This is a genomic window from Rhodovulum steppense (assembly GCF_004339675.1).
Lineage (GTDB): Bacteria > Pseudomonadota > Alphaproteobacteria > Rhodobacterales > Rhodobacteraceae > Rhodovulum > Rhodovulum steppense.
This window is the reverse complement of the sequence record NZ_SLVM01000003.1, coordinates 177,060-199,553: the sequence shown is the minus strand read 5'-3', so window position 1 is coordinate 199,553 and position 22,494 is coordinate 177,060. Positions and strand designations below refer to the sequence as shown.

General features: G+C 68.3%; 25 protein-coding genes. 2 read left to right on the top strand and 23 right to left on the bottom strand.

The annotated features are described in order from the left end of the window. The first annotated feature begins 67 nt into the window (after positions 1-67). Both EV216_RS03300 and EV216_RS03295 read left to right on the top strand, forming a co-directional pair. Positions 68-1,447, top strand: coding sequence for a GntP family permease (locus EV216_RS03300; protein ID WP_132693635.1), 1,380 nt, complete (start codon positions 68-70; stop codon positions 1,445-1,447). Positions 1,448-1,617: 170 nt separating this feature from the next. Then, entirely contained in the window at positions 1,618-2,187 is a 570-nt protein-coding gene (locus EV216_RS03295; RefSeq protein WP_165899128.1) for a rhodanese-like domain-containing protein, read from the top strand. 53 nt (positions 2,188-2,240) lie between these two features. Here EV216_RS03295 and EV216_RS18550 read toward each other — a convergent pair whose 3' ends face one another. From EV216_RS18550 to EV216_RS03185, 23 genes are all read right to left on the bottom strand, one after another. Continuing rightward, positions 2,241-2,420: a hypothetical protein gene (locus tag EV216_RS18550; RefSeq protein ID WP_243641947.1), complete on the bottom strand. Its 180-nt coding sequence runs from the start codon at positions 2,418-2,420 to the stop codon at positions 2,241-2,243. 5 nt (positions 2,421-2,425) lie between these two features. Then, complete coding sequence (locus tag EV216_RS18545; protein ID WP_132693632.1) at positions 2,426-2,746, bottom strand: hypothetical protein; 321 nt, start codon at positions 2,744-2,746, stop codon at positions 2,426-2,428. 10 nt (positions 2,747-2,756) lie between these two features. Further along, a complete protein-coding gene (locus tag EV216_RS03280) occupies positions 2,757-3,008 on the bottom strand; it encodes a hypothetical protein (RefSeq protein ID WP_132693631.1) in 252 nt (83 codons plus the stop codon). Further along, positions 2,992-3,849: a molecular chaperone TorD family protein gene (locus tag EV216_RS03275; protein ID WP_165899127.1), complete on the bottom strand. Its 858-nt coding sequence runs from the start codon at positions 3,847-3,849 to the stop codon at positions 2,992-2,994. Before EV216_RS03275 ends, EV216_RS03280 begins: the two co-directional genes overlap by 17 nt. Before the next feature lie 64 nt (positions 3,850-3,913). Next, positions 3,914-5,068 (bottom strand): NrfD/PsrC family molybdoenzyme membrane anchor subunit, encoded by a 1,155-nt coding sequence (gene nrfD, locus EV216_RS03270; protein ID WP_132693629.1) that lies wholly within the window; start codon positions 5,066-5,068, stop codon positions 3,914-3,916. A gap of 20 nt (positions 5,069-5,088) precedes the next feature. Next, positions 5,089-5,844, bottom strand: coding sequence for a 4Fe-4S dicluster domain-containing protein (locus EV216_RS03265; RefSeq protein WP_207893965.1), 756 nt, complete (start codon positions 5,842-5,844; stop codon positions 5,089-5,091). Positions 5,845-5,862: 18 nt separating this feature from the next. Next, positions 5,863-8,373 (bottom strand): molybdopterin-dependent oxidoreductase, encoded by a 2,511-nt coding sequence (locus EV216_RS03260; protein WP_207893964.1) that lies wholly within the window; start codon positions 8,371-8,373, stop codon positions 5,863-5,865. After that, positions 8,370-9,458 carry an indolepyruvate ferredoxin oxidoreductase subunit alpha gene (locus EV216_RS03255; protein WP_165899126.1) on the bottom strand — a complete coding sequence of 363 codons (1,089 nt, stop codon included), beginning with the start codon at positions 9,456-9,458 and terminating at the stop codon, positions 8,370-8,372. The genes EV216_RS03260 and EV216_RS03255 overlap by 4 nt, the downstream gene beginning before the upstream one ends. A gap of 204 nt (positions 9,459-9,662) precedes the next feature. Then, complete coding sequence (locus EV216_RS03250) at positions 9,663-10,922, bottom strand: sigma-54-dependent transcriptional regulator (protein WP_132693627.1); 1,260 nt, start codon at positions 10,920-10,922, stop codon at positions 9,663-9,665. Further along, positions 10,915-12,348: an ATP-binding protein gene (locus tag EV216_RS03245; protein WP_132693626.1), complete on the bottom strand. Its 1,434-nt coding sequence runs from the start codon at positions 12,346-12,348 to the stop codon at positions 10,915-10,917. The genes EV216_RS03250 and EV216_RS03245 overlap by 8 nt, the downstream gene beginning before the upstream one ends. A gap of 3 nt (positions 12,349-12,351) precedes the next feature. Next, positions 12,352-13,230 (bottom strand): substrate-binding domain-containing protein, encoded by an 879-nt coding sequence (locus EV216_RS03240; protein WP_132693625.1) that lies wholly within the window; start codon positions 13,228-13,230, stop codon positions 12,352-12,354. 106 nt (positions 13,231-13,336) lie between these two features. Continuing rightward, a complete protein-coding gene (locus EV216_RS03235) occupies positions 13,337-14,248 on the bottom strand; it encodes an MBL fold metallo-hydrolase (RefSeq protein WP_132693624.1) in 912 nt (303 codons plus the stop codon). 27 nt (positions 14,249-14,275) lie between these two features. Next, the gene (locus EV216_RS03230) at positions 14,276-14,512 is read right to left on the bottom strand and encodes a thioredoxin family protein (RefSeq protein ID WP_132693623.1); all 237 of its coding nucleotides are present in this window, start codon (positions 14,510-14,512) and stop codon (positions 14,276-14,278) included. Positions 14,513-14,528: 16 nt separating this feature from the next. Next, the gene (locus EV216_RS03225; RefSeq protein ID WP_132693622.1) at positions 14,529-15,584 is read right to left on the bottom strand and encodes a permease; all 1,056 of its coding nucleotides are present in this window, start codon (positions 15,582-15,584) and stop codon (positions 14,529-14,531) included. After that, entirely contained in the window at positions 15,581-15,877 is a 297-nt protein-coding gene (locus tag EV216_RS03220) for an ArsR/SmtB family transcription factor (protein WP_132693621.1), read from the bottom strand. Before EV216_RS03220 ends, EV216_RS03225 begins: the two co-directional genes overlap by 4 nt. 129 nt (positions 15,878-16,006) lie before the next feature. After that, positions 16,007-17,704: a BCCT family transporter gene (locus tag EV216_RS03215; RefSeq protein WP_132693620.1), complete on the bottom strand. Its 1,698-nt coding sequence runs from the start codon at positions 17,702-17,704 to the stop codon at positions 16,007-16,009. A gap of 43 nt (positions 17,705-17,747) precedes the next feature. Then, complete coding sequence (locus tag EV216_RS03210) at positions 17,748-18,161, bottom strand: universal stress protein (RefSeq protein ID WP_132693619.1); 414 nt, start codon at positions 18,159-18,161, stop codon at positions 17,748-17,750. Between the two features lie 216 nt (positions 18,162-18,377). Next, entirely contained in the window at positions 18,378-19,595 is a 1,218-nt protein-coding gene (locus EV216_RS03205; protein ID WP_132693618.1) for an MFS transporter, read from the bottom strand. 209 nt (positions 19,596-19,804) lie between these two features. After that, complete coding sequence (locus tag EV216_RS03200) at positions 19,805-20,059, bottom strand: hypothetical protein (protein WP_132693617.1); 255 nt, start codon at positions 20,057-20,059, stop codon at positions 19,805-19,807. A 438-nt stretch (positions 20,060-20,497) separates the two neighbouring features. Continuing rightward, on the bottom strand, positions 20,498-21,106 hold the full coding sequence (locus tag EV216_RS03195) for a methyltransferase domain-containing protein (RefSeq protein ID WP_132693616.1): 609 nt from the start codon (positions 21,104-21,106) through the stop codon (positions 20,498-20,500). Further along, on the bottom strand, positions 21,103-21,786 hold the full coding sequence (locus EV216_RS03190; RefSeq protein WP_132693615.1) for a class I SAM-dependent methyltransferase: 684 nt from the start codon (positions 21,784-21,786) through the stop codon (positions 21,103-21,105). Before EV216_RS03190 ends, EV216_RS03195 begins: the two co-directional genes overlap by 4 nt. Then, the gene (locus EV216_RS18130; RefSeq protein ID WP_165899125.1) at positions 21,783-21,947 is read right to left on the bottom strand and encodes a hypothetical protein; all 165 of its coding nucleotides are present in this window, start codon (positions 21,945-21,947) and stop codon (positions 21,783-21,785) included. The genes EV216_RS03190 and EV216_RS18130 overlap by 4 nt, the downstream gene beginning before the upstream one ends. 90 nt (positions 21,948-22,037) lie before the next feature. Beyond that, positions 22,038-22,475: a universal stress protein gene (locus EV216_RS03185; RefSeq protein ID WP_132693614.1), complete on the bottom strand. Its 438-nt coding sequence runs from the start codon at positions 22,473-22,475 to the stop codon at positions 22,038-22,040. Between the last annotated feature and the right edge of the window lie 19 nt (positions 22,476-22,494).

The following is a 22,494-nucleotide window of genomic DNA, read 5'->3' as shown; positions in this document are numbered from 1 at the left end:
CATCGCCCCCGGCCATCGTGCCTGCGGGTCGGCCGGATGCAGATCCGCCGTGCGGGCGGGCTAGGCGATGGTCGGCATCCTTGTCATCGCCATGGCGCTGGGGGCGCTGATGTGGCTGGCCTATCGCGGCCTCAGCCTGCTGCTGCTGGCCCCGGCGCTGGCGCTGCTGGCGGTATTGCTGGCCGAGGGCGGGCCGGTGCTGGCCAGCTATACGCAGGTATTCATGCAGGCCACCGGCGGCTTCGTCATCCAGTACTTCCCGCTTTTCCTGCTGGGCGCGGTGTTCGGTAAGCTGATGGAGGCCTCGGGCTCGGCGCGGGCGCTGGCCGATGGCATCATCCGCGGGTTGGGGCCACGCCGTGCGATCCTTGCGGTGATCCTTTCCTGTGCGGTGATGACCTATGGCGGCGTGTCGCTGTTCGTGGTGGCTTTCGCCGTCTGGCCCATCGCCTCGGCGCTGTTCCGCGAGGCCGAACTGCCCAAGGTGCTGATCCCGGCCACGATCGCGCTGGGGGCCTTTACCTTCACCATGACGGCGCTGCCGGGTACACCGGCAATCCAGAACGCCATTCCGATGCCCTATTTCGGCACCACCCCCTTCGCCGCGCCGGGACTCGGGGTGATCTGCGGGGCGTTGATGCTGGGGCTGGGCTGGGCCTGGCTGGAATACCGCGCCCGGGCGCTGGGACCGGGCTATGGCGACGCGCCGCAGGACGGCACCGGGACGGACGGGCGGGCGGCGCCCCCGCTGGGCGTGGCGGCAGCGCCGCTTGTGCTTGTGCTGGTGCTGAACCTCGGTTTCACCTTTGCGGTGATCCCGACGATGGACACGGGCTATCTGGCCCGGCCTGAATACGGCCAGACCGATATCGGCGCGTTGCGCGGGGTCTGGTCGATCATCGCGGCGCTGACGCTGGCCTCGCTGGCGCTGGTGGCGCTGAACTGGCGGCGGCTGGCCGATGGCCTGGCCGACACGCTGGAACGGGGCGCGTCTGACGCGCTTAAGCCCATCTTCAACACCGCGAGCCTTGTGGGATTCGGGGCCGTGATCGCCTCGCTTTCCGCCTTCGGCATGATCCGCGACTGGGTGGTGACGGTGGGCGGCGACAATCCCCTGATCTCGCTGGCGGTGGGCACGAGCCTTCTGGCCGGCATGACCGGATCGGCCTCGGGTGGGATGTCGATCGCGCTTGCGACGCTTGGCGAAACCTATCGCGAGATGGGCGCGGCGGCCGGGATATCGCCCGACCTGTTGCACCGGGTGACGGCCGTGGCCACTGGCGGGCTGGATGCGCTGCCGCATAATGGTGCGGTGATCACCCTTCTGACGATCTGCGGGCTGACCCACCGGCAGGCCTATGGCGACGTTGCCATGGTTGCGGTGGCGATCCCGGTTCTGGCGCTGATCGTGCTGGTGACGCTGGGCACGTTGCTGGGTAGTTTCTGAGACCACTCCCTCGTGCCGAAGGCGGATCGGGCCAGAACCGCTGTCGTCCGTTCCGGCCATGGCGGGCCGAGGGGTGACGGCCAAGTTCGGCGTCGTTCGGTGTCGAAGTCGGCCCCCATCGGTGCCCAATGCCGATCCCATCTACCCCCGGGGCAAGGGATCGGGTTGCCATGCCTGTTCACATTCTTTTGGGGCATCTGCGGGAAGGGGCAGTTGACCGGGCGGCGCTGCTGCGGTTCATCTCCCTGAGGGTGGGCGAACGGGGTTTCGTCCGTTCTTGCGGGATCGGGCATATGGATGGCAGGCGGCGAGAGGTGGCGACCATGATGTGCAAGTGGTTTGGCATGGTGTGCGCCTGTCTGGTGCTATGCGCACCATCGGGTGGCTGGGCGTCAGAGCCCGTCATCGTGGATATCCGCACGGCGGCGGAGTGGCACGCGACTGGCGTGATCGAGGATGCGATCCTGATGACGTTCTTTGCCGAAGATGGTTCCTACGATGCGGATCGCTTCGTCGCTGCTCTGGCGGCCGAGGTCGGTCCCGATGCGCCGATCCTGCTTGTTTGTCGAAGCGGCCGTCGGACCCAGGCTGTCCTGCCCCTCCTCGAAAAGTCGGGTTTTCGCCATGTCGATCACATCGAAGGTGGCATCAGGCGCTGGCGCGCCGAGGGCAGGGCGGTCGTGATGCCGTTCTCCGACTCTCTGGCGAGGACAACGGGCTCCGGTCGCGCATGGCGCTGACAGCGCGCGGACGGCGGACCGTCCTGTCCGGTCCGGCGATACGCGGCCTTTCCTCAGTGTGCCCCGCCGCGCCTCCGGCGACGAAGGGCGAAGGCCAGCAGCAGGGCCGATAAAGCCGCCACCGCCGCCACGGCCCATTCCAGGCGCGTGCGCTCGGGGTTGCGGGCGGCGAGGTGGCGGACGATCTCGGCCCGGTCGCCGGGTTGCAGGCGGGCGCCGTTCAGCAGGTCCATGCGCATCACCGTGAAGGTCCAGCCCAGTGTCCCCAGCCGCGCGGCGTCGATCTGGCGCGGTCGTGGCAGGTGCGGCAGCGCGCCTCGATCAGCCGTTCGGCGCGGGGCAGGGCGGCGCGCTCGGCGGCAAGGCGGGCGGCGTCCTCGCTTGCGCGGCGGGCGGCCTCCTCGGCGCGGGCGCGTTCGGCGGCGATCTGCTCGGCCAGACGGGCGCGGGCGGCGGCGCGTTCCTCCGCGCTCAGGGCACCCGCCCCGCTGCGGTAATCCTCGCCGCCCATTTCCGCCTGAAGGGGGGTGGCCAGCGCCAGGCAGATCAGCGCGATCACGCGGATCGGTTCATTGGCCAGCTTGTGCCCCCACGGGCGTCAGCGCGGGCATCGCGGGACAGTCGGCGCGGCCCGCCGCTATGCAGTCCATCGCCTCGGCCAGCGCGCGCTGGCGGGCGATCTCGGCCGCGATCCGTTCGCGGTCCTCGGGCGTCGCGGTTGCCGCCAGCGGCTCGTCCGAGGCGCAGGACCAGGGCAATGCGGGCGGTGCCGCAAGCGTCAGCGCAAGGGTCGCGGCCGCGATCTCAATCGACCGTTTCAACGCCCTCTCCCTTGACCTGCCGCGCCGCGAATACCGCGTCGTCCCAGCCCTCATGCAGCGTGACATGGCCCCAGGACAGCCCGTCCCGCTCCAGCCGATAGGCGATCTCGGCCAGGTCCGCGGCGGTCAGCGCGCCGATGCCGCGGGCCGATCCGGCGGGCAGTTGCGCCATGCCGTCCTTGATCCCGGCGCTCTCGGGGGCCTTCATCGCGCTCTCGACCGCCAGCCAGATGATGCGCGCCAGATGCGCATAGGCCTGGTTCAGGTCATGGCTGCGGCAGACCGTTTCCAGATCGCGCAGCAAGGGCGTGATCCAGCGGCAGGGAAAGTCGGCGATGAAAGCCTCGGCCTCGGCCAGATAGGCGCGCGCGGCGATGTCGTCGCCCGCCGTCGCCTTGTCGCCCGCGCGGTCGTAGAGCAGCGCGAGGAAATCGCCCTGCACGCCGACGGTGTCGTTGAGGTCGCTGAAATGGGTGTGGCGTTGAAAGCCGTGGCGGGCATAGGCCTGTTCCAGCCCCTGTTCGCTGGCGCCTTTCAACCCGCCGTCGATGTAGAAGCAGGTATTGACCATGACCGGGGTCGGCGGGGTCAGGAACAGCGCGGCATAGAGCCGTTGCAGGTCCATCGGCGCGGCGATCCGGGCGGCGGCGGCGCGGAAACCGGCGATCTCGGCGCCCAGATGCATACCGATCTCGTCGCCGATGGCGGCCAGGTCCTCGGGCAGGTCGGCGCGAAAGCTGGCCAGGTAATCCGGCCCCGTGGCGGGCGGCGCAAAGGCGCGCGCAAGGCAGAGCCAGAGATCGCGTCGTGCATAGGCGGTGGCGGCGGTCGGGCTGGTCATGTCGTCCCCTTGTCGTGATGCGGCGGGGCGGCGCGCAATGGCCGCCCCGCCCGTGGTCCTGCGCTCAGCGGTGTTCCTCGGCGCCCAGCTTCCAGGCGGCGAAGGCATAGACCGCATTGGCGATGCCCACCGCCAGCACCAGCAGCGCCCATTCCCCGATCGAGGGCGAATAGGACAGGATCTCGGGCGACCAGCTGCCCTTGAACAGCGTCACCTGCTGGCCGCCGATGATGAACTCGTAACGGCTTATCAGAAGGCCGATCATCACCAGCGCCGCCGCGAGGATCTGCGCCATCCCGTTGCGGCGCGTCGCGGGCAGCAGCATCAGCACGAAGGGCAGCGCGATGCAGCCCCACATCGAGAAGTGGAACAGCGGGCTGGCCACGATATGCCCCCAGACCTGAAAGCCCTCGGCATTCGACCAGAGCCCGGTGACGACGCGGCCCGCATGCAGGATGAAGTGCAGCGCGATCGAGATCGCGAACATGTTGGCCAGCGTGCCCTCGAACAGCGCGCGGGTCTGCGGCCGCATCGTGTCGTGGTTGAAGCCGTTCTTGAGATGGGTGAAGAACACCGTGAAGGCCAGCGCGCCCATGAAGCTTTCGATCAGGAACACCACCGGCAACTGGCCGCCGAACCAGACCGGCCGCATCGCCATCATGCCGTAGACCGAGCCCGCCGCCAGCGTGATCAGCAGCGCCAGCAGGCCCACAGCATACATCAGCGGATTGCGCCGGTCGTCGCGGTTGACGATGGTGCCCAGCAGCACGATCGCCAGAAGCGCGGTATAGGCCCCCACCAGCAGCACCTTCCAGAACAGCGGCGAGGATGTCTGCATGTTCAGCGGCGTGGCCCAGAGCGCGATCCACGGGTTGCCGAGTTCGAGAAACAGCACCGCGACCCCGCCCATCAGGCCCGCCAGCGCGAGCCACAGGCATCGCTTGGCGACGAACTTGAACTCCTCCAGGCCGAAGACATGGTAAAGCGCGGCCACCATCGCCAGACCCGTCGAGGTCAGCAGGAAGTAGTCGTAGACGACGATGGGAAAGCCCCAGAAGATGCCGTAATTCGTGGTGTTGAACTGCACCTTTCCGTATTGCAGCAACTCGAACAGCGCATAGCCGCCGCCGATGGCGACAAGCGCCAGCGCCACGATCAGGTGCATCTGGAAGTGATTGCCCCGTTCGACGGCGGGGGCCGTTTCAGTCATGCTCGCCATGGTTCATTCCTCCCGTCCGATCAGGACCGCGTGGATCGCTTGCCGGGCACGACGGGCGCGCCGCCCCCGGACAGGTAATAGACCTTCGGCTTGTTGCCGGTCTCTTCCTTGAGCCGCACGCCGCCCTTTTCGGCGATCAGCTCGTTCACCTTGCTTTCGGGATTGTCGAGATCGCCGAAGAACCGCGCCTTGGGCGCGCAGACGCGCACGCAGGCAGGCGTGAATTCCCTGGTCTCGGGGTTCGCCTCGTCCAGATCGGCGACGCCTTCGGGGGCCTGGCTGACCTTGTGATAGCAGAAGGTGCATTTCGACACGACGCCCTTGGGCTGGATGCCGATGCCCTTCGACGGGTCCTCGTATTCGTCGGGCATCCTGAAGGGCGGGTTCCAGGACCGCTGCCCCTCGCCGGGAAAGGCGGCGCGGATATCGGGTTCGACCACCGGCTTTTCGTCCATGTAGAAGCGCACCCCGTAGGGGCAGGCGACCATGCAGTACTTGCAGCCGATGCACTTGTTCCAGTCCACCAGCACCACCCCGTCCTCGGTCTGGTAGGTGGCCCGCGTCGGGCAGACCGACACGCAGGACGGGTTCTCGCACTGCATGCAGGGGCGCGGCAGCCAGCTGAGCTTCATGTTGGGATAGCTGCCCTCGGAATAGAACAGCACGTCCTGCCAGTTCTCGCCCGGCAGGCGGTTGTTCTCCATCGCGCAGGCCGTGGTGCAGGCCTGGCAGCCGGTGCAGGTTTCAAGGTCGATGACCATTCCCCATTTGGGCATATCAGAGTCCTCCCGTCCCTAGGCCTTGGTCACGTTGACCTTGGTCGTGTAGTAGTTGCATTGCCCGGTGACCCGGTCCGACTGGTTGATGGTGCATTCGCCGCTGTGCTGGGTCGGCACCGCCTTTGACCAGCGCCCGGCGGCCCAATGGCCGTATTCCATCGGCAGCACGATGGTATCGGGCCGCACCCCGGCATAGACGCGGGCGCGGGCCGTCACCTCGCCCGCATCGGACGAAATCCGCACCATGTCGCCATCGCCGATGCCGCGGGCCTCGGCGGTTGCGGGGTTGATCTCGCAGAACGCCTCGCCGCGGCCGCCGACGGTGGGTTGCAGATGCGCGATCACCATGGGGATGTTGTGGCCGCGCCCCTCGGCATGCAGCGCCACCTTGGGCGTGACAAGGAAGAGATCGCCGCCGCCGGGATGCTGCGGCTCCTCCCAGATCGGGAACATCAGCCGGGCCGGGTCGCGCCCGGTCCTTTCGGCGATCCAGGCGGCGTTGGCCTCCATCTGGGAGGAGCGGAACTCGAACCGGCCCGAGGGGGTCTTCAGAAGGTTCGCCTGCACCTCCTCCTCGGTCATCTCGATGGTGTAGTCGCGTCCGTCCCAGCGGTAGAAGGTGCCGTTCACCTGCCGGTAGATATAGGGTTTCTTGTACCAGACGCCCTTTTCCTTCCAGCTTTCGAAATCGGTCACGCCATTGTCGCCCGGATCGGCGCGGAAGCCCTCGGCCAGGTGGCGCAGCACGTTCTCGGTATCGCCAAGGGCGCGGTAATATTCGCCCATCGGCCCGTTCATGCGCTTGCCGATCTCGATCAGCACGTCGCCATAATATTTCGTGTCATGGAGCGGCTCGACCGCGGGCACCCGAAGTTGCGTCATCGGGAAGCCCTGGAAGGGATAGGTCGGCGCGTCCTGCAACCGTTCCAGATAGGTATGGTCGGGCAGGATCAGGTCGGCGTAATGCCCGGTTTCCGACGGGAAGGGCGAGGTGTCGATGATGAAGACATCCTTCAGCGCCTCCTCCCAGACCTGGCCGTTGGGGGCGGTCCAGATCGGGTTGGTCAGGTAGAACATCATGGTGTCGAGCTTGTAGGGATTGCCCGCCAGATGGTTCGGCCCGACCTCCTGCATCATGTTGTTGGCCATCAGATAGCCATCGGCCGACCCCTTCCTGTCGATGCGGGGCATGTCCTTCCAGGCGCCGTTCTGCGCCCAGTCGTCCATATACTCGTTCTCGTCGGCGGGCATGGCGCCATAGCTGGGGCCCATCTGGTTCATCAGCCCGCCAACCGCATACATTGAGCCCACCAGCGCGTTCAGCGAATGGATCGCCATGCCGTTGTAGATGCCGTTCGAATGGGCATGGGCGCCGCGTTCATAGATCGCCATCGCGGGCCGCGTGCTGCCGAACTCGCGCGCGGTGGCCAGGATCCGGTCGGCCGGGATGTCGGTGATCCCGGCGGCCCAATCGACGGTGCGGTCCTTGAGCTCGACATTCCACCACTCGACCAGGCCTTGGGTCCATTTCTCCTCGAACAGCGCCGGGCTGACGCTCTGGCCCGCCACGAAGCGGTTGCGCCCGTCGCGGAAGTCGCCGACGAAGGATTTCTCCCACAGCCCCTCGGTCAGGATCACATGGGCGATGGCCAGCGCCAGCGCGCCGTCGGTGCCGGGCCGGATCAGCAGGCCGCGGTCCGAGGCCGCGAGCGTGGTGTTCACATGCACATCGACGGCGGTGACGCGCGTCTTGGGCGATTTGCGGCCGCGGATATGGCCCCAGACCTGCATGTTGTTGTTGTAGGGGCGAAAGGCTTCCAGGAAGCCCACGCCGAACATCAGGATATAGTTGGTGTGGGCGTAGTCATAGGCGTTGTAGCCCGCATTGCCGTCCAGCATCTTCTTCGAGATGATCGAGCCGTCCGAGCACATCGAGGAATGCCCGATCGCCACATTGGGCGAGCCGTAGAGCTTGCCGAACGTGCCTTGCAGCCCGGCGCAGGACGCCCCCCAGCCGCGCCCGTAAAGCAGCGCGAAGCGATGGCTTTCGCCCGCCTCGCGCAGCGCGTTCAGGCGGGCGGCGACGGTGTCCAGCGCCTCGTCCCAGGAAATCGGCACGAAGCCCGGATCCTCGTTGCGGCCCTTGGCGGGGTTGGTGCGCTTCATCGGGCCGCGCCAGCGGTCGGGATCATACAGGATGTAGACGCCAAGCGGCCCCTTGGGGCAGAGCTTGCCGTTCGAGATCGGGTGATCGGCGGTGCCATAGATCGCATGCACCCGCCCGTCGGTGGTGTAGACGTCGATGCCGCAGCGCGCCGGGCATTGGTGGCAGATGTTCTTGGTCACCACGGTATTGGGTTGCGCGCGGGCGGTCTGGGCCTCGGCGCTGGTCGCCTCCAGCCCGGTGCCCGGCACGCCCATGACCGCCGTCGCGGCGGCCGCGCCGGTGACGCCGGTGGCCTGCAGGAACCTGCGGCGGCTGACACTGGTGTTGATCTCGTCCATCTTGGTGTTCCTCCCGGTCATTCTTGGTCGGTCTGGGCAGATCCTGGCCGCATCAGCCCATGGGCCAGCGCGGCAAGATCGGTATCGCGGGCGCAGGCCGCGCAGGCGGTCTGCCCGGGTCTGGGCGTGAACCGCATCCGGCAGCGGGGGCAGGTCGCGCGCGGCTCGGTCGCAAGCGTTTCGGGGCCCTTGTGGGTGCCCTCGGGGGCCGGGATCGCACGCAGCGCGCCCGACCCCGTGCAGGCGCCGCAGCCGATGCAGGCGATGGCATCGAAGATCAGCGCGCGGGCGTTGTCGGTTTCGGTGCAGGCCAGCGCCCGGGTCGGGCAGAGCCGTGCAAGCGCGTCCAGATCGCTGTGCTGCCCGGTGAATTCCAGCGCCGGGAACAGGGCGCGCGGCAGCGGCCTGTCGCCCGCCAGCGCGGCGAGTTGCGCGGCCCGGGCGTCCGGCCCCGGGGTGCGTGCGGTGCCGGGCAGCGCGGCCAGCGGGTCGCGCGGCTGGTCGGCCGTCGCCGCGCGGGCCAGCCGGTCGAACAGCCCGCGCCTTGCGGGGGCGTCGGCGGCGGGCGCGGGGGCGGGGCGGGCGCGCCAGACATGCGTCGGTTCGGGCCGGACGCGCACCCGCTGGGGCAGGTCCAGCGCCTGCATCTCGGCATTGACGATGGCCACGGCCCCGGCCCAGGGGGCGGCGTTGCCCCGGCCCAGCGCGCAGGCGGCACACCAGCTGCGGTCGATCAGCCCGACATCGCCATGGGCCAGCGCCGCGCGCAGGGTTTCGGGGGTCAGTCCGCCCAGGCAGGGCAGGCGGACCGCGCCCGCGGCGGGTTTGCGAACGCGGGCGCAATCGAAAAGCGCGGCGGGCGCGAACCCGGCCACCGTGATCGCACCCGTAGGGCAGGACGGGGCGCAGAGGCCGCAGCCGGAACAGGCGGCCTCGGCCACGCGCAGATCGCGCCCGGCGATGCGGATCGCCGCGCCTGGGCAGGACGTGGCGCAGGCGGTGCAAGGCGCGCCGGGGCGCTGCGCGCTGAGACAGGCGGCCCTGTCAAGGCGCACCCGTCCCGCAGGCACTCGCCCCGGCGCGTCGCTGGCGCGGATCGCGGTCATCCCACCTCCCTGGCGGCAGGCGCGGCACATGGCGGCACGCCTGCTGGCTTGGTTCTCCCACTGCCCAGCCTAGCGTAATGTATGCCGTGACATACCACGGAGTCGTGCGGGTGCTGGCCGCCAAGGCTCTGTGAAAAAACATCATTTTCGGCCGTCCGGATTTCCGGACGCCCGATCCCCGCCCCCGTCCGGAAATCCGGACATTCACTCGCGCGGTGTGATCCCCAGCTTCTGCATCTTTTCCCACAGCGTCGAGCGCCCGACCTGCAACAGCCGCGCCGCCTCGGTCAGCGAGCCCTCGCAGCGGGCCAGCGCGCGTTCGATCTGGGCCTTCTCGGCGGCGTCGCGGGTGGCGGCAAGCGACAGAAAGGCGCTGTCTCCGGCCTCGGTGCCCTGTGCGCCCGGCACGCCCTCGGGGAACAGGTCCGAGGGAAACAGCATCTCGCCCCGCGCCATCGCCATCGCGCGGATCAGACGGGCACGGATCTCGCGCCCGTTTCCGGGCCAGTCATGGGCGCGGGCAGCGGCCTCGGCCTGGGCCGAGATGCCGTGCAAGGGCGTGTCGCGCCGGGCATTCAGCCCCTCGAACAGCCGCGTCATCAGCCAGATCGCATCCTCGGGCCGGTCGCGCAGCGGCGGGATGGCAAGGCGCAGCACCGAGACGTGGAAATAGAGATCCGGGCGCAGGTCCGCCCGGCCCAGATCCGGGCCGCCGGTGGCGACGATCCGCGGGCCTGCCCCGGCAGACCAGATGCGCGTCACCAGCGCCGCCTGCACCGCGTCATCGGCCGCCGCGATCTGTTCCAGAAGGACGATCCCCTCGCCCGCCCGCGCGAAAGCCCCGGTTTGCGGGTCGAACAGCGCCGCCTGCGCCTCGGCGGGGGCAAGCCGGGTCAGGTCGAGTGCGACCAGGGGCGCCGCGCGCCGGTCGGAAACCGCGTGCAGGCGTTCCGCCACCATGCGCTTGCCGGTGCCCGCCTCGCCCAGGATCAGCACCGGCTCGGGCCGGTCGGCGATGCGCGTGATCTCGTCGTCAAGCGCCCGGATCGCGGGCGAGATGCCGAACCACGCGCCGCCCCCCGACACCGGCAGCGGGGCCGAGACCTGCGCCAGCCGCTCGATCACGTCGCCGGGCTCGAACGGTTTCAGGACGTAATCGGCCGCGCCCGAACGCAGCAGCCGCACCGCCTGGTCGGTCTCGCCCTGCCCGGTCATGAAGACGAAGGGCGGCGGCATGGCATGTTCGCACAGACGGGTGAACAGCTCTTCGCCGGTGCCGTCGGGCAGGCGGATGTCGCAGAGCACCGCGTCGAAGGGATGGCGCGGCGTGCGCAGCGCACCCAGCGCGCGGTGCAGCGTCTTGAGCCAGACCACCCGCGCGCCTTCAAGTTCCAGCCGGTGCAGCAGCGCCGCGCCCAGAACCTCGTCATCCTCGACTAGCGCGATATGGCGGCCCTCAAGCATCGGTTCCGGTCCCGTCCTCGGCCAGCGGCAGGTCGATCAGGATCGCGTTCTGCCCTGCCGCCGTCTGACCCAGCGCGATCCCGCCCCCCATGCTCTGCACCAGATCGCGCACCAGCCGCAAGCCAAGCCCGTCGCCCGGCTCGACCGGCGCATCGCTCAGAAGCCGCGGCCGCAGGTGGTCCGGCAGGCCGGGGCCGCTATCCCAGATCGTCAGGCGCAGCCCGCCCGCGTCCCGCTGCGCGATCAGGCCAAGATCGGCCCCGGGCCCGGTCGCCGCCGCGGCGTTCAGCAACAGGTTCAGCACCACCTGCCGCACCGGCCCGGCGGGCAGGCGGCCGCAATCGGCCACGTCCGGGGCGACCTGCCAGTGCAGCCGTTGCGCCTTGCGCTCGATCTCGGGGCGGATCAGCAGGTGCAGATCCTCGAAATCCGCGGCGGACAGCGGCGTTCCGGCCTGCGAATTGCGCTGCACGTTCAGCGCCCCGCGCGCCACGTCGCGCATCTGCTTCAGCCCGCGTTCCAGGATATCGGCCGATTTGCCGACCACATCGGCCCGGTCGGGAAACCGTTTCAGCGTATCGACCGCGGTCAGCAATCCCCCCAGCGGGTTGTTGATCTCATGCGCCAGCGTGCCCGCCAGCCGCCCGAGGCTGACGAAGCGCTCGCGCTCTGCCAAGCGTCGCTCGGTCTGGCCGCGCGCCTCGACCGCGCGGATCATCGCGTTGTAGGTGTCGTAAAGGTTGGCAAGCTCGACATCGTGGCGCGGGATCATCGCCTCGGGAAAGGTCTGCGAGGCGCCGCCCGATCGCGACATCTCGCGCGAGAGCCGCCCGATCGGCGCCAGCACCCGGCGGATCAGCAGATAGCCCGCAAGCGCCAAGATCAGGGTCGCCGCCGTGTTCCCGGCGATCAGCCAGAACCAGGCCCGGCGACGCTCGGCCGCCAGTTCGGAGGCGTTGAAATCAATGACAAGCTGGGCGACCGGGCGGCCCTGGTATTCCACCACCTGCCGGACCGAGATCAGCTCGCGCGCATTGTCATAGGACAGATCCTCCAGCGGCACCGCGCCCGCGATCAGGGCTACGCCCGGGCTGCCGATCGGGTGACGCTCGGGCCGGGTCGAGACGATGACCTGCCCGCGCGCATCCACGAGGCTGGCCGCCGCCGGGGCGAAGCGTCCTGCCTGAAACGTGGCGCGGTCCAGCGCGTCGAACATCTCCCACAGATCCTCGCGCTGGATCAGCGGTGCCAGCGTGGTCGACAGCGTGGCGAACTCGCTTTGCGCCAGATCGGCCAACTGGCGTTCCTGCGAGCGCACCAGCGAGGTGACCACCAGTTGCGAAGCGATCACCCCCATCAGCACCATCAGCCCTGCCACGATCAGCGGCACGCGCAGACTGAGCGGAAGCGGCAGGCGCGTGCCCATCGCCTAGCCCCGGTCGGCCACGCGCGCCATCAGCGCGGCGATGCTGTCGAAACTGTCGGGGGCGGGCCGGGCGAAACCGTCAAGCTGCAACAGGCGCAGAACATCGCGCCCCGGCCCGGTCCCGGCCATGCCGAACAGCGCGCGGTCCAGCGCGCGCGCGGCGGGGCTGTCGCTGGCCTCGGACGGGATCACGATGGGCGGAAAGCCGTGCCAGTCCGACCGCCACAGGATGCGGGTGCGCGCGACCAGATCGGGCTCTGTCTCGGCCAGCGTGTCGTAGACATAGCCATCCACGCTGCCCGATCCGGCCAGCCGACGGGCCACCGCGCGCACCACGTTGCGATGGCCGAAGGTGAAGAAGCTGCGCGCAAAGAACGCCTCGGGCCGTTCGCCCAGCCTGATCAGTTCGGCCACCGTCACCAGATGGCCGGAATTCGAATCCGGGTCGGAATAGGCATGGATGTCGCCGCGCAGATCGGCCAGCCCTGACGCCCGGCGGTTCTCGGCGGTGATGAGATAGGATTGATAGCGTGGCTGGCCCTGCCAGAGCGGGATCGCCAGCACGCTCAGCCGGTCGGCATGTTGCAGGAACGGATAGCCGCACAGCCAGGCGGCATCCAGTTCGCCCAGCAGCAGCAGCGCCACGACCTCCTTGTAGGTGCGGCGCTGGACGAACTCGACCTCGCGGCCGGTGACGCCGCGGACATGGGCGGCCAGCGCTTCGAGCACGCGCCATTCATTGTCCAGAAAGACCGGGGTCAGCCCGATGCGCAGCGGTGCGGCCCGTTCGACGATGCCTTGCGGACGGGCGGGGCCTGCAAGCGCCAGCGCTGCGGCCAGTCCCGCCGTCAGCCGCCGCCTTGAAAGCACCGCGCCCGTCATGCCGCCTGTCTCCTGCGCGCACCCCCTTGTCAGACCGGCGCGGCGCGTTTCGCGACCGGAGAACTTCGGGCGCGCTACCCCGCGAGGCCCGTCCGGGGGGCGGGCCTCACTCCCATTCCATCTGCTCATAGGTGGCCTGGGCGTTGCGGCCCGCGAGGCTGTCGAACTGGTCCAGATACGCCCAGTCGGACTGGTCGATGCCGGGGGCGTCGATCATGGTGCCGCCGTCCTCGATCAGCGCGCCGATCCGCATGCGCAGGTTCACCAGGTAATCGTAGCTGTCGCGTCGCGCGGTGGCGAGATCCGTGGCGGGGCCGTGGCCGGGCACGATATGGGCGGGCTGGACGGCGGCCATCGCCTCGAACATCTCGATCCAGCTTTTGGCGTCGGATTGCGGGCCGACGCCCAGGATGCGCCCGACATAGACGATGTCGCCGGTGAACATCACGCCGCGTTCGTCCAGCCAGACGAAGCTGTCGCCGGGCGTATGCGCCGGGCCGCGATGCATGATCTCGAAGCTCATCCCGCCCAGGTCCAGCGTGTGATCGGTCTCGAAGGTCACATCCGCATGGCTGGGCTCGGTGCCCGCAAGCCCGTCGCCGATCAGCTCGGCCAGCCCCGTCATCTGCATCGAGGCGCGGTCCTGCTGGTCCGCGACGGCGGCCACCGAGGCGATCACGGTCGCCCCCTGCGCCTGCCAGTAGCCATTGCCCAGCCAGCGGTGATCCTGCCCGCCGGTATTGATGACATGGGTCACCGGCTGGTCGGTCACGCCGCGGATCGCCGCATGCAGCATCTCGGCCCCCTGCCACGACCCGCCCGGGTCGATCAGCACCGCACCCGCGCCGGTCACGACAAGGCCGAAAGTGGCGTTGTTGCCCAGGTTCTGGGGGTCGCGCTGTTCCATCGGGCCGACGATGGCCCAGACATCGTCAGCGACGGGCTGAACCTCCAGCACATCGGCCAGCGCATATGTCGGCAGGGCCGCGGCAATGGTGGCCAGCAATCGGAATCTCATCAACGGCTCCTCCGCCGGACGATCCTGTCAGGCCGACAGCCAGGCTTCAAGCCTGACCGCATCGGGCAGCCCGCCGGCATGCACCAGCTTGCCATCGACGCTTATACCCGGGGTGGACATCACGCCGGCCATGGCGATGGACCGGGCGTCGGTCACCTTTTCGACCTCGACCTCCAGCCCGAGGCGGGCGGCGGTCTCGCGCACCATCTGCTCGGTCGTCTCGCAGCGCTTGCAGCCGGGGCCGTAGACCTTGACGGTTTTCATGGGCGTCTCCTTTCGGTCAGACGATGGCGTTGAACAGAAAGCCGGTGGCGAGGATGCCCAGGCTGACAACGGCGACGAAGATCGCGATCAGGCGCAGCGTCAGCACCTGTTTCAGGATGATCATCTCGGGCAGCGACAGGGCGATCACGCTCATCATGAAGGCCAGCACCGTGCCCAGCGCGGCCCCCTTGCCCAGAAGCGCCTCGACGATCGGGATGACGCCCGCGGCATTGGTATACATCGGCACGCCCACGACGACGGCCGCCGGAACCGACCACCACGCCTCGCCGCCCATGATGCGCAGCATCACCGCCTCGGGCACATAGCCGTGGATCAGCGCGCCGATGGAAATGCCGACGACGACCCAGATCCAGACCCGGCCGACGATCTCGCGCACCTGGTCCAGCCCGATCTTCAGCCGGTCGACCATCCCCAGCCGCTCTTGCGGCAGATCGCCCACCGGCGCGGCGGTCAGTTCGCGCACCCAGTCCTGAAGGAAGCGTTCCAGCCGCATCCGGCCCAGCACCCAGCCTGCCACCGTCGCGATGGTGAAGCCGAAGACCAGGTAGAGCGTCGCGACCTGCCAGCCGACCAGACCGTAGAGCAGGCCCAGCCCCACCGGCCCGACCATCGGCCCGGCGATCAGGAAGGAAAACGTCACGCCCAGCGGAATGCCCGCCGAGACGAAGCCGATGAACAGCGGCACCGACGAGCAGGAACAGAACGGCGTCATCACGCCGAGGGTGGCGGCCAGCGGATAGCCCCAGATCTGGCGCCGCCCGGCCAGGATCGCGCGGGTCTTTTCCGGGCTGAACCAGCTGCGCAGGACGCCGGTGACGAAGACGATCAGCGTCAGCAGCAGCAATACCTTGGGCACGTCATAGACGAAGAAGGCCAGCGCCTCGCCGGTATGGCTGTGGCGGTCGACCGGCAGCAGCGACACGACCCATTCCGAGAAGGGCACAAGCTGCCCATAGGCCAGCCACCAGGCCAGCGCCGCGACCGGCAGCCCGGCATACCAGGCCCAGTCGGGCAGGCCGCGGCGGTCGGGGGCTTGCGTTTCGGCACTCATGCGACCTTCCTTTCGGGGCTGTCCTGCGCGGCCGCGGCCAGCGCGGCGGTGACGATGGCGCCAAGTTCGGGTGCAAGATCGGGGTTCAGCCGGTAGCGCACCCATTGCGCATCGCGCCGGTCCACCACGAGGCCCGCCAGTTTCAGCACCTTCATGTGGCGCGACATCCGGCTTTGCGTGGCCTCCAGCCGGGCCATCAATTCGCAGACGCAATGCTCGCCGCCATCCGACAGGATCGCCATCGCCCCAAGGCGGGTCGGTTCGGAAAGGGCGGACAGGACGGCAAGGGGCATGGCGACGACTTCTGCGCTTATGCGGATATGCACATATTTTGGGTTATGGACAGATTTTCGCAACCTCTTTCCCGCAGCGCGACCGGTCTGGGGGCCTTCGCCGCCGGAGGGCGGCGAAGGGGCGTTGCGTCAGCGTGGCTCGTTCATCAGGCCGCGGATGATGGCATAGCAGGCGGCCAGCAGGACCAGCGTGAAGGGCAGGCCGGTCGAGACCGCCATCGCCTGCAACGCGATCAGCCCGCCACCGAGCAGCAGTGCGATCGCCACCAGCCCCTCGACGATGGCCCAGAACACCCGCTGAACGACGGGCGCGTTGATCTTGCCCCCCGCCGCGATCGTGTCGATCACCAGCGAGCCCGAATCCGACGACGTGATGAAGAAGACCAGCACCAGCACGATCCCCACGAAGGAGGTGATCGCCGTCAGCGGCAGGCCGGCCAGCATTTCGAAGAGCTTCAGTTCCAGCGCGGCGTCCTGCACGGCGGTGACGCCGTAATTCACCACCTGGGAAATCGCTGTGCCGCCCAGCGCGGTCATCCACAGAACGGACAACAGCGTCGGCACGATCAGCACGGCGATCAGGAACTCGCGCACCGTGCGGCCACGGCTGACGCGTGCGATGAACATGCCGACAAAAGGCGACCAGCTGATCCACCAGGCCCAGTAGAAGGCCGTCCAGCCTTGCGCGAAATTGGCATCCTCGCGACCGAAGGGCATCGAAAGCGCTGGCAGGTATTGCCCATAGGCGCCGAGATTGGCGAAGAACCCGGTGACGATCTCGACGGTCGGACCGGCAAGGATGATGAACAGCAGCAGCGCCGCGGCCAGCGCGATATTGATCTCGGACAGCACCTTCACCCCGCCATCGAGGCCACGCACGATCGAGACCAGTGCGATGGCGGTGATGAAGATGATCAGGAACACCAGCGTCGCCTCGCCGGTGCCCAGACCGAACAGATAGTCCAGCCCGGCCGCCGCCTGCTGCGCCCCGATCCCCAGAGAGGTCGCCAGCCCGAAGATGGTGGCGAACACCGCGAGAATGTCGATGATGTGGCCTGGCCAGCCCCAGACCCGGTCGCCGAAGATCGGATAGAAGGCCGAGCGCAGTGTCAGCGGTAGCCCCTTGTTATAGCTGAACAAGGCCAGCGCCAGTGCCACCACCGCATAGATCGCCCAGGGATGCAGACCCCAGTGAAAGATGGTCGCGGCCATGCCCAGCCGCGTCGCCTCGGCCACGTTGCCCTCGGCGCCGCCTAGCGGCGCCCAGTCGGTGCGCGCGCCATCCTCGCCCACACTTATGCCGCCGAAGGCCGAGGAATAATGGCTCAGCGGTTCGGACACGCCGAAGAACATCAGCCCGATGCCCATCCCCGCGGCAAACAGCATCGAGAACCAGCCGATATAGCCGTAATCCGGCGTCGCCTCGGGGCCGCCCAGGCGGATCCTGCCCAGCGGCGTCACGATCAGCACCAGGCAGACGATGACGAAGATGTTGCCCGACAGCAAGAAGAACCAGTCGAGATTGCCGGTCAGCCAGTTCCGCAGGCCGGTGAAGAAGGGTTCGATTTCGGTCTGCAACGCCAGCGTCAGCACGATGAAGGCCATGATTGCCAGCGCCGACCAGGTGAACACCACCTGGTGGATATCGAAGCTCAGCGTCCAGCTCCGTTCGACATTGTCCTGCCCGATCTCGTAATCGGTCTCGATGACTTCGGTCGGTCCCTCCGGTTCGGGGATCGGCTCGACATCGGGGCTTTCCTCTGCGGCGACCTCGAGCTCGGGTTTTTCGCTGTCCTGGCCAGATGCGCCGGTTCGTGTGTCGCTCATGCGGTTATCCCTCTCGTGTTCCCTGTGCGGGGTCCGGATCGGCTCAGCGGACGACGAAGACCGAGGCATGGCTGTGTTCGGCCACGCTGCCGCCATGCGAGGCCAGCAGCCAGTCAAGCCAGTTGGGCGCATGCGAGGCCATCACGACGAGGTCGGCGCCCAGCGTGTCAATGGCGGTGCGCAGGATCCTGTTCAGATCGCCCTGCGGATCGGCGCTGGCCAGCGGGTGGGACATGGCCTCGATGCCGTGAGCCCTGGCCTGCGCGGCCGCGAATGCCTCAAGTTTTCCGGCATATTCCTCCGGTGTGCGAGAGACCTCGTCGGGCACGGTGCTGGCCACGCCGACATAGATGATCGGCACGTCATAAAGCCCGGCCAGGTCGGCCGAGACGCTCAGAACCTTGTCGAGCCTGTTGAGATGGGCCAGATCCACCGGAACCACAATCCTGGAGAACATGTTCCTCCTCCCGTCACCCGGTCATGAGTGCGGCAAGGACGCTGTGCCGTTCGACCGATTTGTCGAAGTCGGGGCGGCCCGGATGATCTGGGGCCGCATGATGGGTGGCGGCACGTCCCCCGCACTCGTTTTCCGTTCGTTGCGGCAAGTCTAACATCAAGTTCGGCGGCATGGCCACCCCGGCGGCGCCACGGGCGGACTCGCATGATGCGCCGGTCAGTATCGCGCCAGTTCGCTGCTCAGCCGCCGCTCGATGGCAAGGCATCCCAGCGCAAGAGCCATGCACCAGCCGCCCATGAACAGGCTCTGGGTGGGGAAGTCGATGCCCCGGTCGATCAGGACGCCGGTGATCCCCGGGCCGATGGCGGTGGACACCACCATGATCGTGGTCGCCATCGCGCGGATCGCCCCCAGATTCTGCGTGCCATAGACGAAGGGCAGCAGCGTGCCCCACAGCGCGCTGGACATACCCTGCGTCATACCGATCACGGCGAGCACGACATACCAGACGGCCACGCTGTCGGCAGGGCCGATCAACGCGACGCCGAGCCCGGTCGGCAGCAACAGCACCGGCAGCAGACGATGCGGCCCGAACCGGTCGGCGAGCCAGCCCGAGGCGAAGGCGAACACCACCGTCGTCACCGCGAAGGCCGAATAGCCGGGTGCCATGTCGACCAGCGTCCATCCCTTCACCCCGGCCACATGCACCTGATGGAAGAAAACCACCGTTCCGATGAATCCGGGCGTCAGCAGCACCGGCACCAGCGCAGGCAACAGCCAGTGCCGCACCGCGTCGCGCCGCTGCCAGTGGCGCCCCTCAAGCCCGGTGCTGGCCGCGGCGCGGGCCACGCCCTGCGGCGCGCGGCTCTCGGACAGCAGCAGCGCCAGCACGGGGGCCAGCACCAAGGCGAGGATCGCGGCCACCAGGACCCATGTCGGCCGCCAGCCGATCGCGCCGATCACCAGCACCGTGGCGACGGGCAGCGCCGCCTCGCCGACCGGGTGGCCGAGATTGGCGATCGACACGGCCTGGCCGCGCCGCGCCTCGAACCACCGGCCCATCGCCGTCATTGCAATATGGCTGAACATGCCCTGCCCACAAAACCGCAGCACGAAAAGCGATGCCAGCAGCACCCAGATCGAGGGCGACCAGGCCATCGCCAGTGCCGCGCAGGCGAAAACGACGGTCGTGGCGGGGGCAAGCCGGGACAGCGGCACGGTATCGGCCAGCGCACCGCGCCAGAACATCAGTGCCGCCGCCGCCAGCGTGGCGAGGGTGTAAAGCCCGCCCCAGCTGCCATCGGTCAGCCCGTGCGCCTCCTTGATCGCACCGGCGAAAAGCGAGATGAACCAGGTCTGTCCGAAGGCCGAGGCGAAGGTCAGCAGGAACCCCGCCCCAAGCCAGCGCAGGTTCGCGCGCAGAAAATCGAGCATCCGTTGAAGGTCCAGTGGGATCGGCGGGTCGCAACAGACGCACGGTCCGCATGCAGCCATGCGTACCGCCCCCTGTCCGGCAGATCGTCATCGTGGCATCGGTCTGGTAAAGAGGCAAGGTGCCGGGCCGAACCCTGCGCCGATGCCTGGCCTGCCTTCGGAGGGCTCCGTTCAGATCTCCCGGGCCGGAGGGCAGTGCGGGGAAGCCGTCACGCCACGCCGACAGCCCGGTCCCGCGACTGGTTCCGATACTGCGCGATGGCCCAGTACATCTTGCTGCGCGAGGAGGCGATCGACGGGCCGGGCGCGTTCGGCGTTTCCTGCTCCTTCAGCGTCCAGTGCCGACCGATCCGGACCATCCAGCGATGCCCCTGATCCTTGAAATAGAACGGCACGATCCCGTCGATCGTGCCCTTGCCGACAAGTTCGTGCCCTTTTTGCTGAATATCGACCTTGAGTGTCATGTGGTGTCCTTTTTCTTCAAATTTCAGTGTCCGCGGCCCATCCGCCACGTCAGTTGCAGACGATGTGCCGGAACATCATTGATTTATGATTAATGCGATCGAATGACCGGCATACGAAAGTATGCATCGGGATCGCCCCGCGCCCGTACATAGGAGTTTCAGGCAGGTTTGTCCACCATCCCGCCAGTCGCCGCGCAAATGCGCAGACGATTGCGGGACAGCCCGCCCGGCAGTCGCCCGCGTACGCAGCGTCGGACCGCCGGGAACGGTGCCTGCGGGCGCGCCGTATCGCTCGGGGCCGAACCCGCAGACATGAACCAACGACGAGACCGGCGCGCGCCCATCCCGGCCGGGTTGGCGTCGATGTGGTTCAGGCAGTCAGTCAACCGAGCCTGGTCTTCGGCCCTCGCGTCTTTCGATCCTGTCATCCGGCGTCGTTCAGGCCGCGTTCTTACCGCAGCGGAACACGGCCATCTGGCTGGCTCCGCCCAGATCGGGATGGCACCCACCGATGTCTTGAACCGCGACGCTATAGCCCGCCGTCGCAGCGGCGCGGGCGCACCAGGCGCGGAACCGGGCGCGGTCCCATTCGAAGCGGTGCCCGGGATGGCGAAAGCGGTGCGTCGGCACGCCCAGCAGCGGGTTGAACTCGGCATTCGGGGTGGTGATCACCACGGTCGCGGGCTGCATCCTGCGAAACAGGGCGTGTTCCAGCCGCGACAGGTGACCGGGATCGACATGCTCGATCGTCTCGACCAGCAGGGCGCAGTCGAAGCCTGCCAGATCGGCCGAGGGCTCGGTCATCGAGGCATGGCGCAGGTCGATGCGCGGCCCCCGCATTTCGCAGGCCGCAAGCCGTCGGCGCAGCCGGTCCAGCGACGCGGCGCAGATATCCAGGCCCACCAGTTCCGCGACATGGGGTTCCGTCGCTAGCCGGAGGAACAGATCCCCCTCGCCGCAGCCAAGATCCAGCACCCGCCGCGCCCCGCTGTCGCGCACCATCGCCTGTACGGCGCACAGCCGTTCCTCGTGCAGCCAGGTGGTCATGCGCCCGCCCCGGGGCGTCGCAGCAGCGCGACATCCTTCACCGGCACCTCGCAGGCCCAGCCCCAGGTCGCCGCGAGACGCCGGAACGTCTCTTCCCGGTAGAACACGACATGGGTGGGATCCTTGCGGTAGTGCCAGGCCGCGAAACGCGCATCTTCGGTCTGGAAACAGGTCATCAATGCCAGCCAGCCGCCGGGGCGGACCAACGCGCGCAGGCGGTCGAATTCCTGCGCGGGGCGGTGGAAATGTTCGGCCACCTCGGTGCAGGTGACGAAATCGTATGTGGCCGCCAGCGGCGCCGGATCGGGTGCGAAGAACGGATCGTAAAGGGCCACCCGATGCCCCGCCTCGCACAGCATGGCTGCCAGCGCCGGGCCCGGCCCGCAGCCATAGTCCAGCCCGCTTGCCCCGGGCGCAAGCCGCGCGATCAGCGGATCGGCCAGCCTGGACAGGAACCGGCGGTAGCCGGGATCGTCGGGGTGGTTTTCGTGACAAAGGTAATGCGCCTGTTCCGCCTCTCGCCCGGGCCGCTGTGCCGGGTGCAGGTACCGCACGTCGCAGGCCGGACAGCGAAAATAGTCCCGCCCCTCGATCGACAGGAAAGGCGCGCCCGCAGCGGCGCAGACCGGGCAGGCCTGGGGTCGAAGGGCGACCGCCCTATCGGGACCAGCAGGCGTCATGCCGCCGCTGCCCTTGCCAGATCGACCGTCCGGGTGAAGCCCCGCCCGGTCAGCGGGTGTCGAAGGTCACGGCGGCGACGCATTCCCGGCGCCCCGATCGGTGTCGGGCAGTCGTCGAGTTCCTTGAACAGATCGCTCATGTCCTGAGCCGCCCGCGACATGTGCGGTCGCCTTTCCGCCGGATTTCTCGAATGTCTTCTTATCGGCCGGATCGACCGGGAACTCAATCCTCGCCGAGGGTCGTGCCGGACTCAGACGACCAGCACCGGGCAGCGCGCCATGCCCGTCACCTTGTGGGACACGCTGCCCAGAAGGTAATCCTCGATCGAGCCCATGCCGCGGCTGCCGATCACGATGACATCGTGGCCATGGTCCGCGGCGAAACGCACGATGGTTCGCGCGGTCGGCCCCGATTTGACGAAGGCGCGCGGCGCCTCGACCCCGGCCTCGCGCAGGATCTGCTTGCCCAGTTCGGCGACCTCCCTTGCATGGCCGCGCATGACGTCGTCCAGGTTTCCCGGCTCGTCCTTGCGCACCATCGACAGCGACGCCTCGAGCATCGAGTGATGGCGGTATACCGTCAGGATCGACAAGGGCGCGTGACATAGCAGGGCAAGCTCTGCCGCCTTCTGCAGCGCGCGCTTGCCGTTCTCCGACCCGTCGAAGGGGGCGAGAATGGACTTGAACATGCGTCCTCCTTTCGTCGCG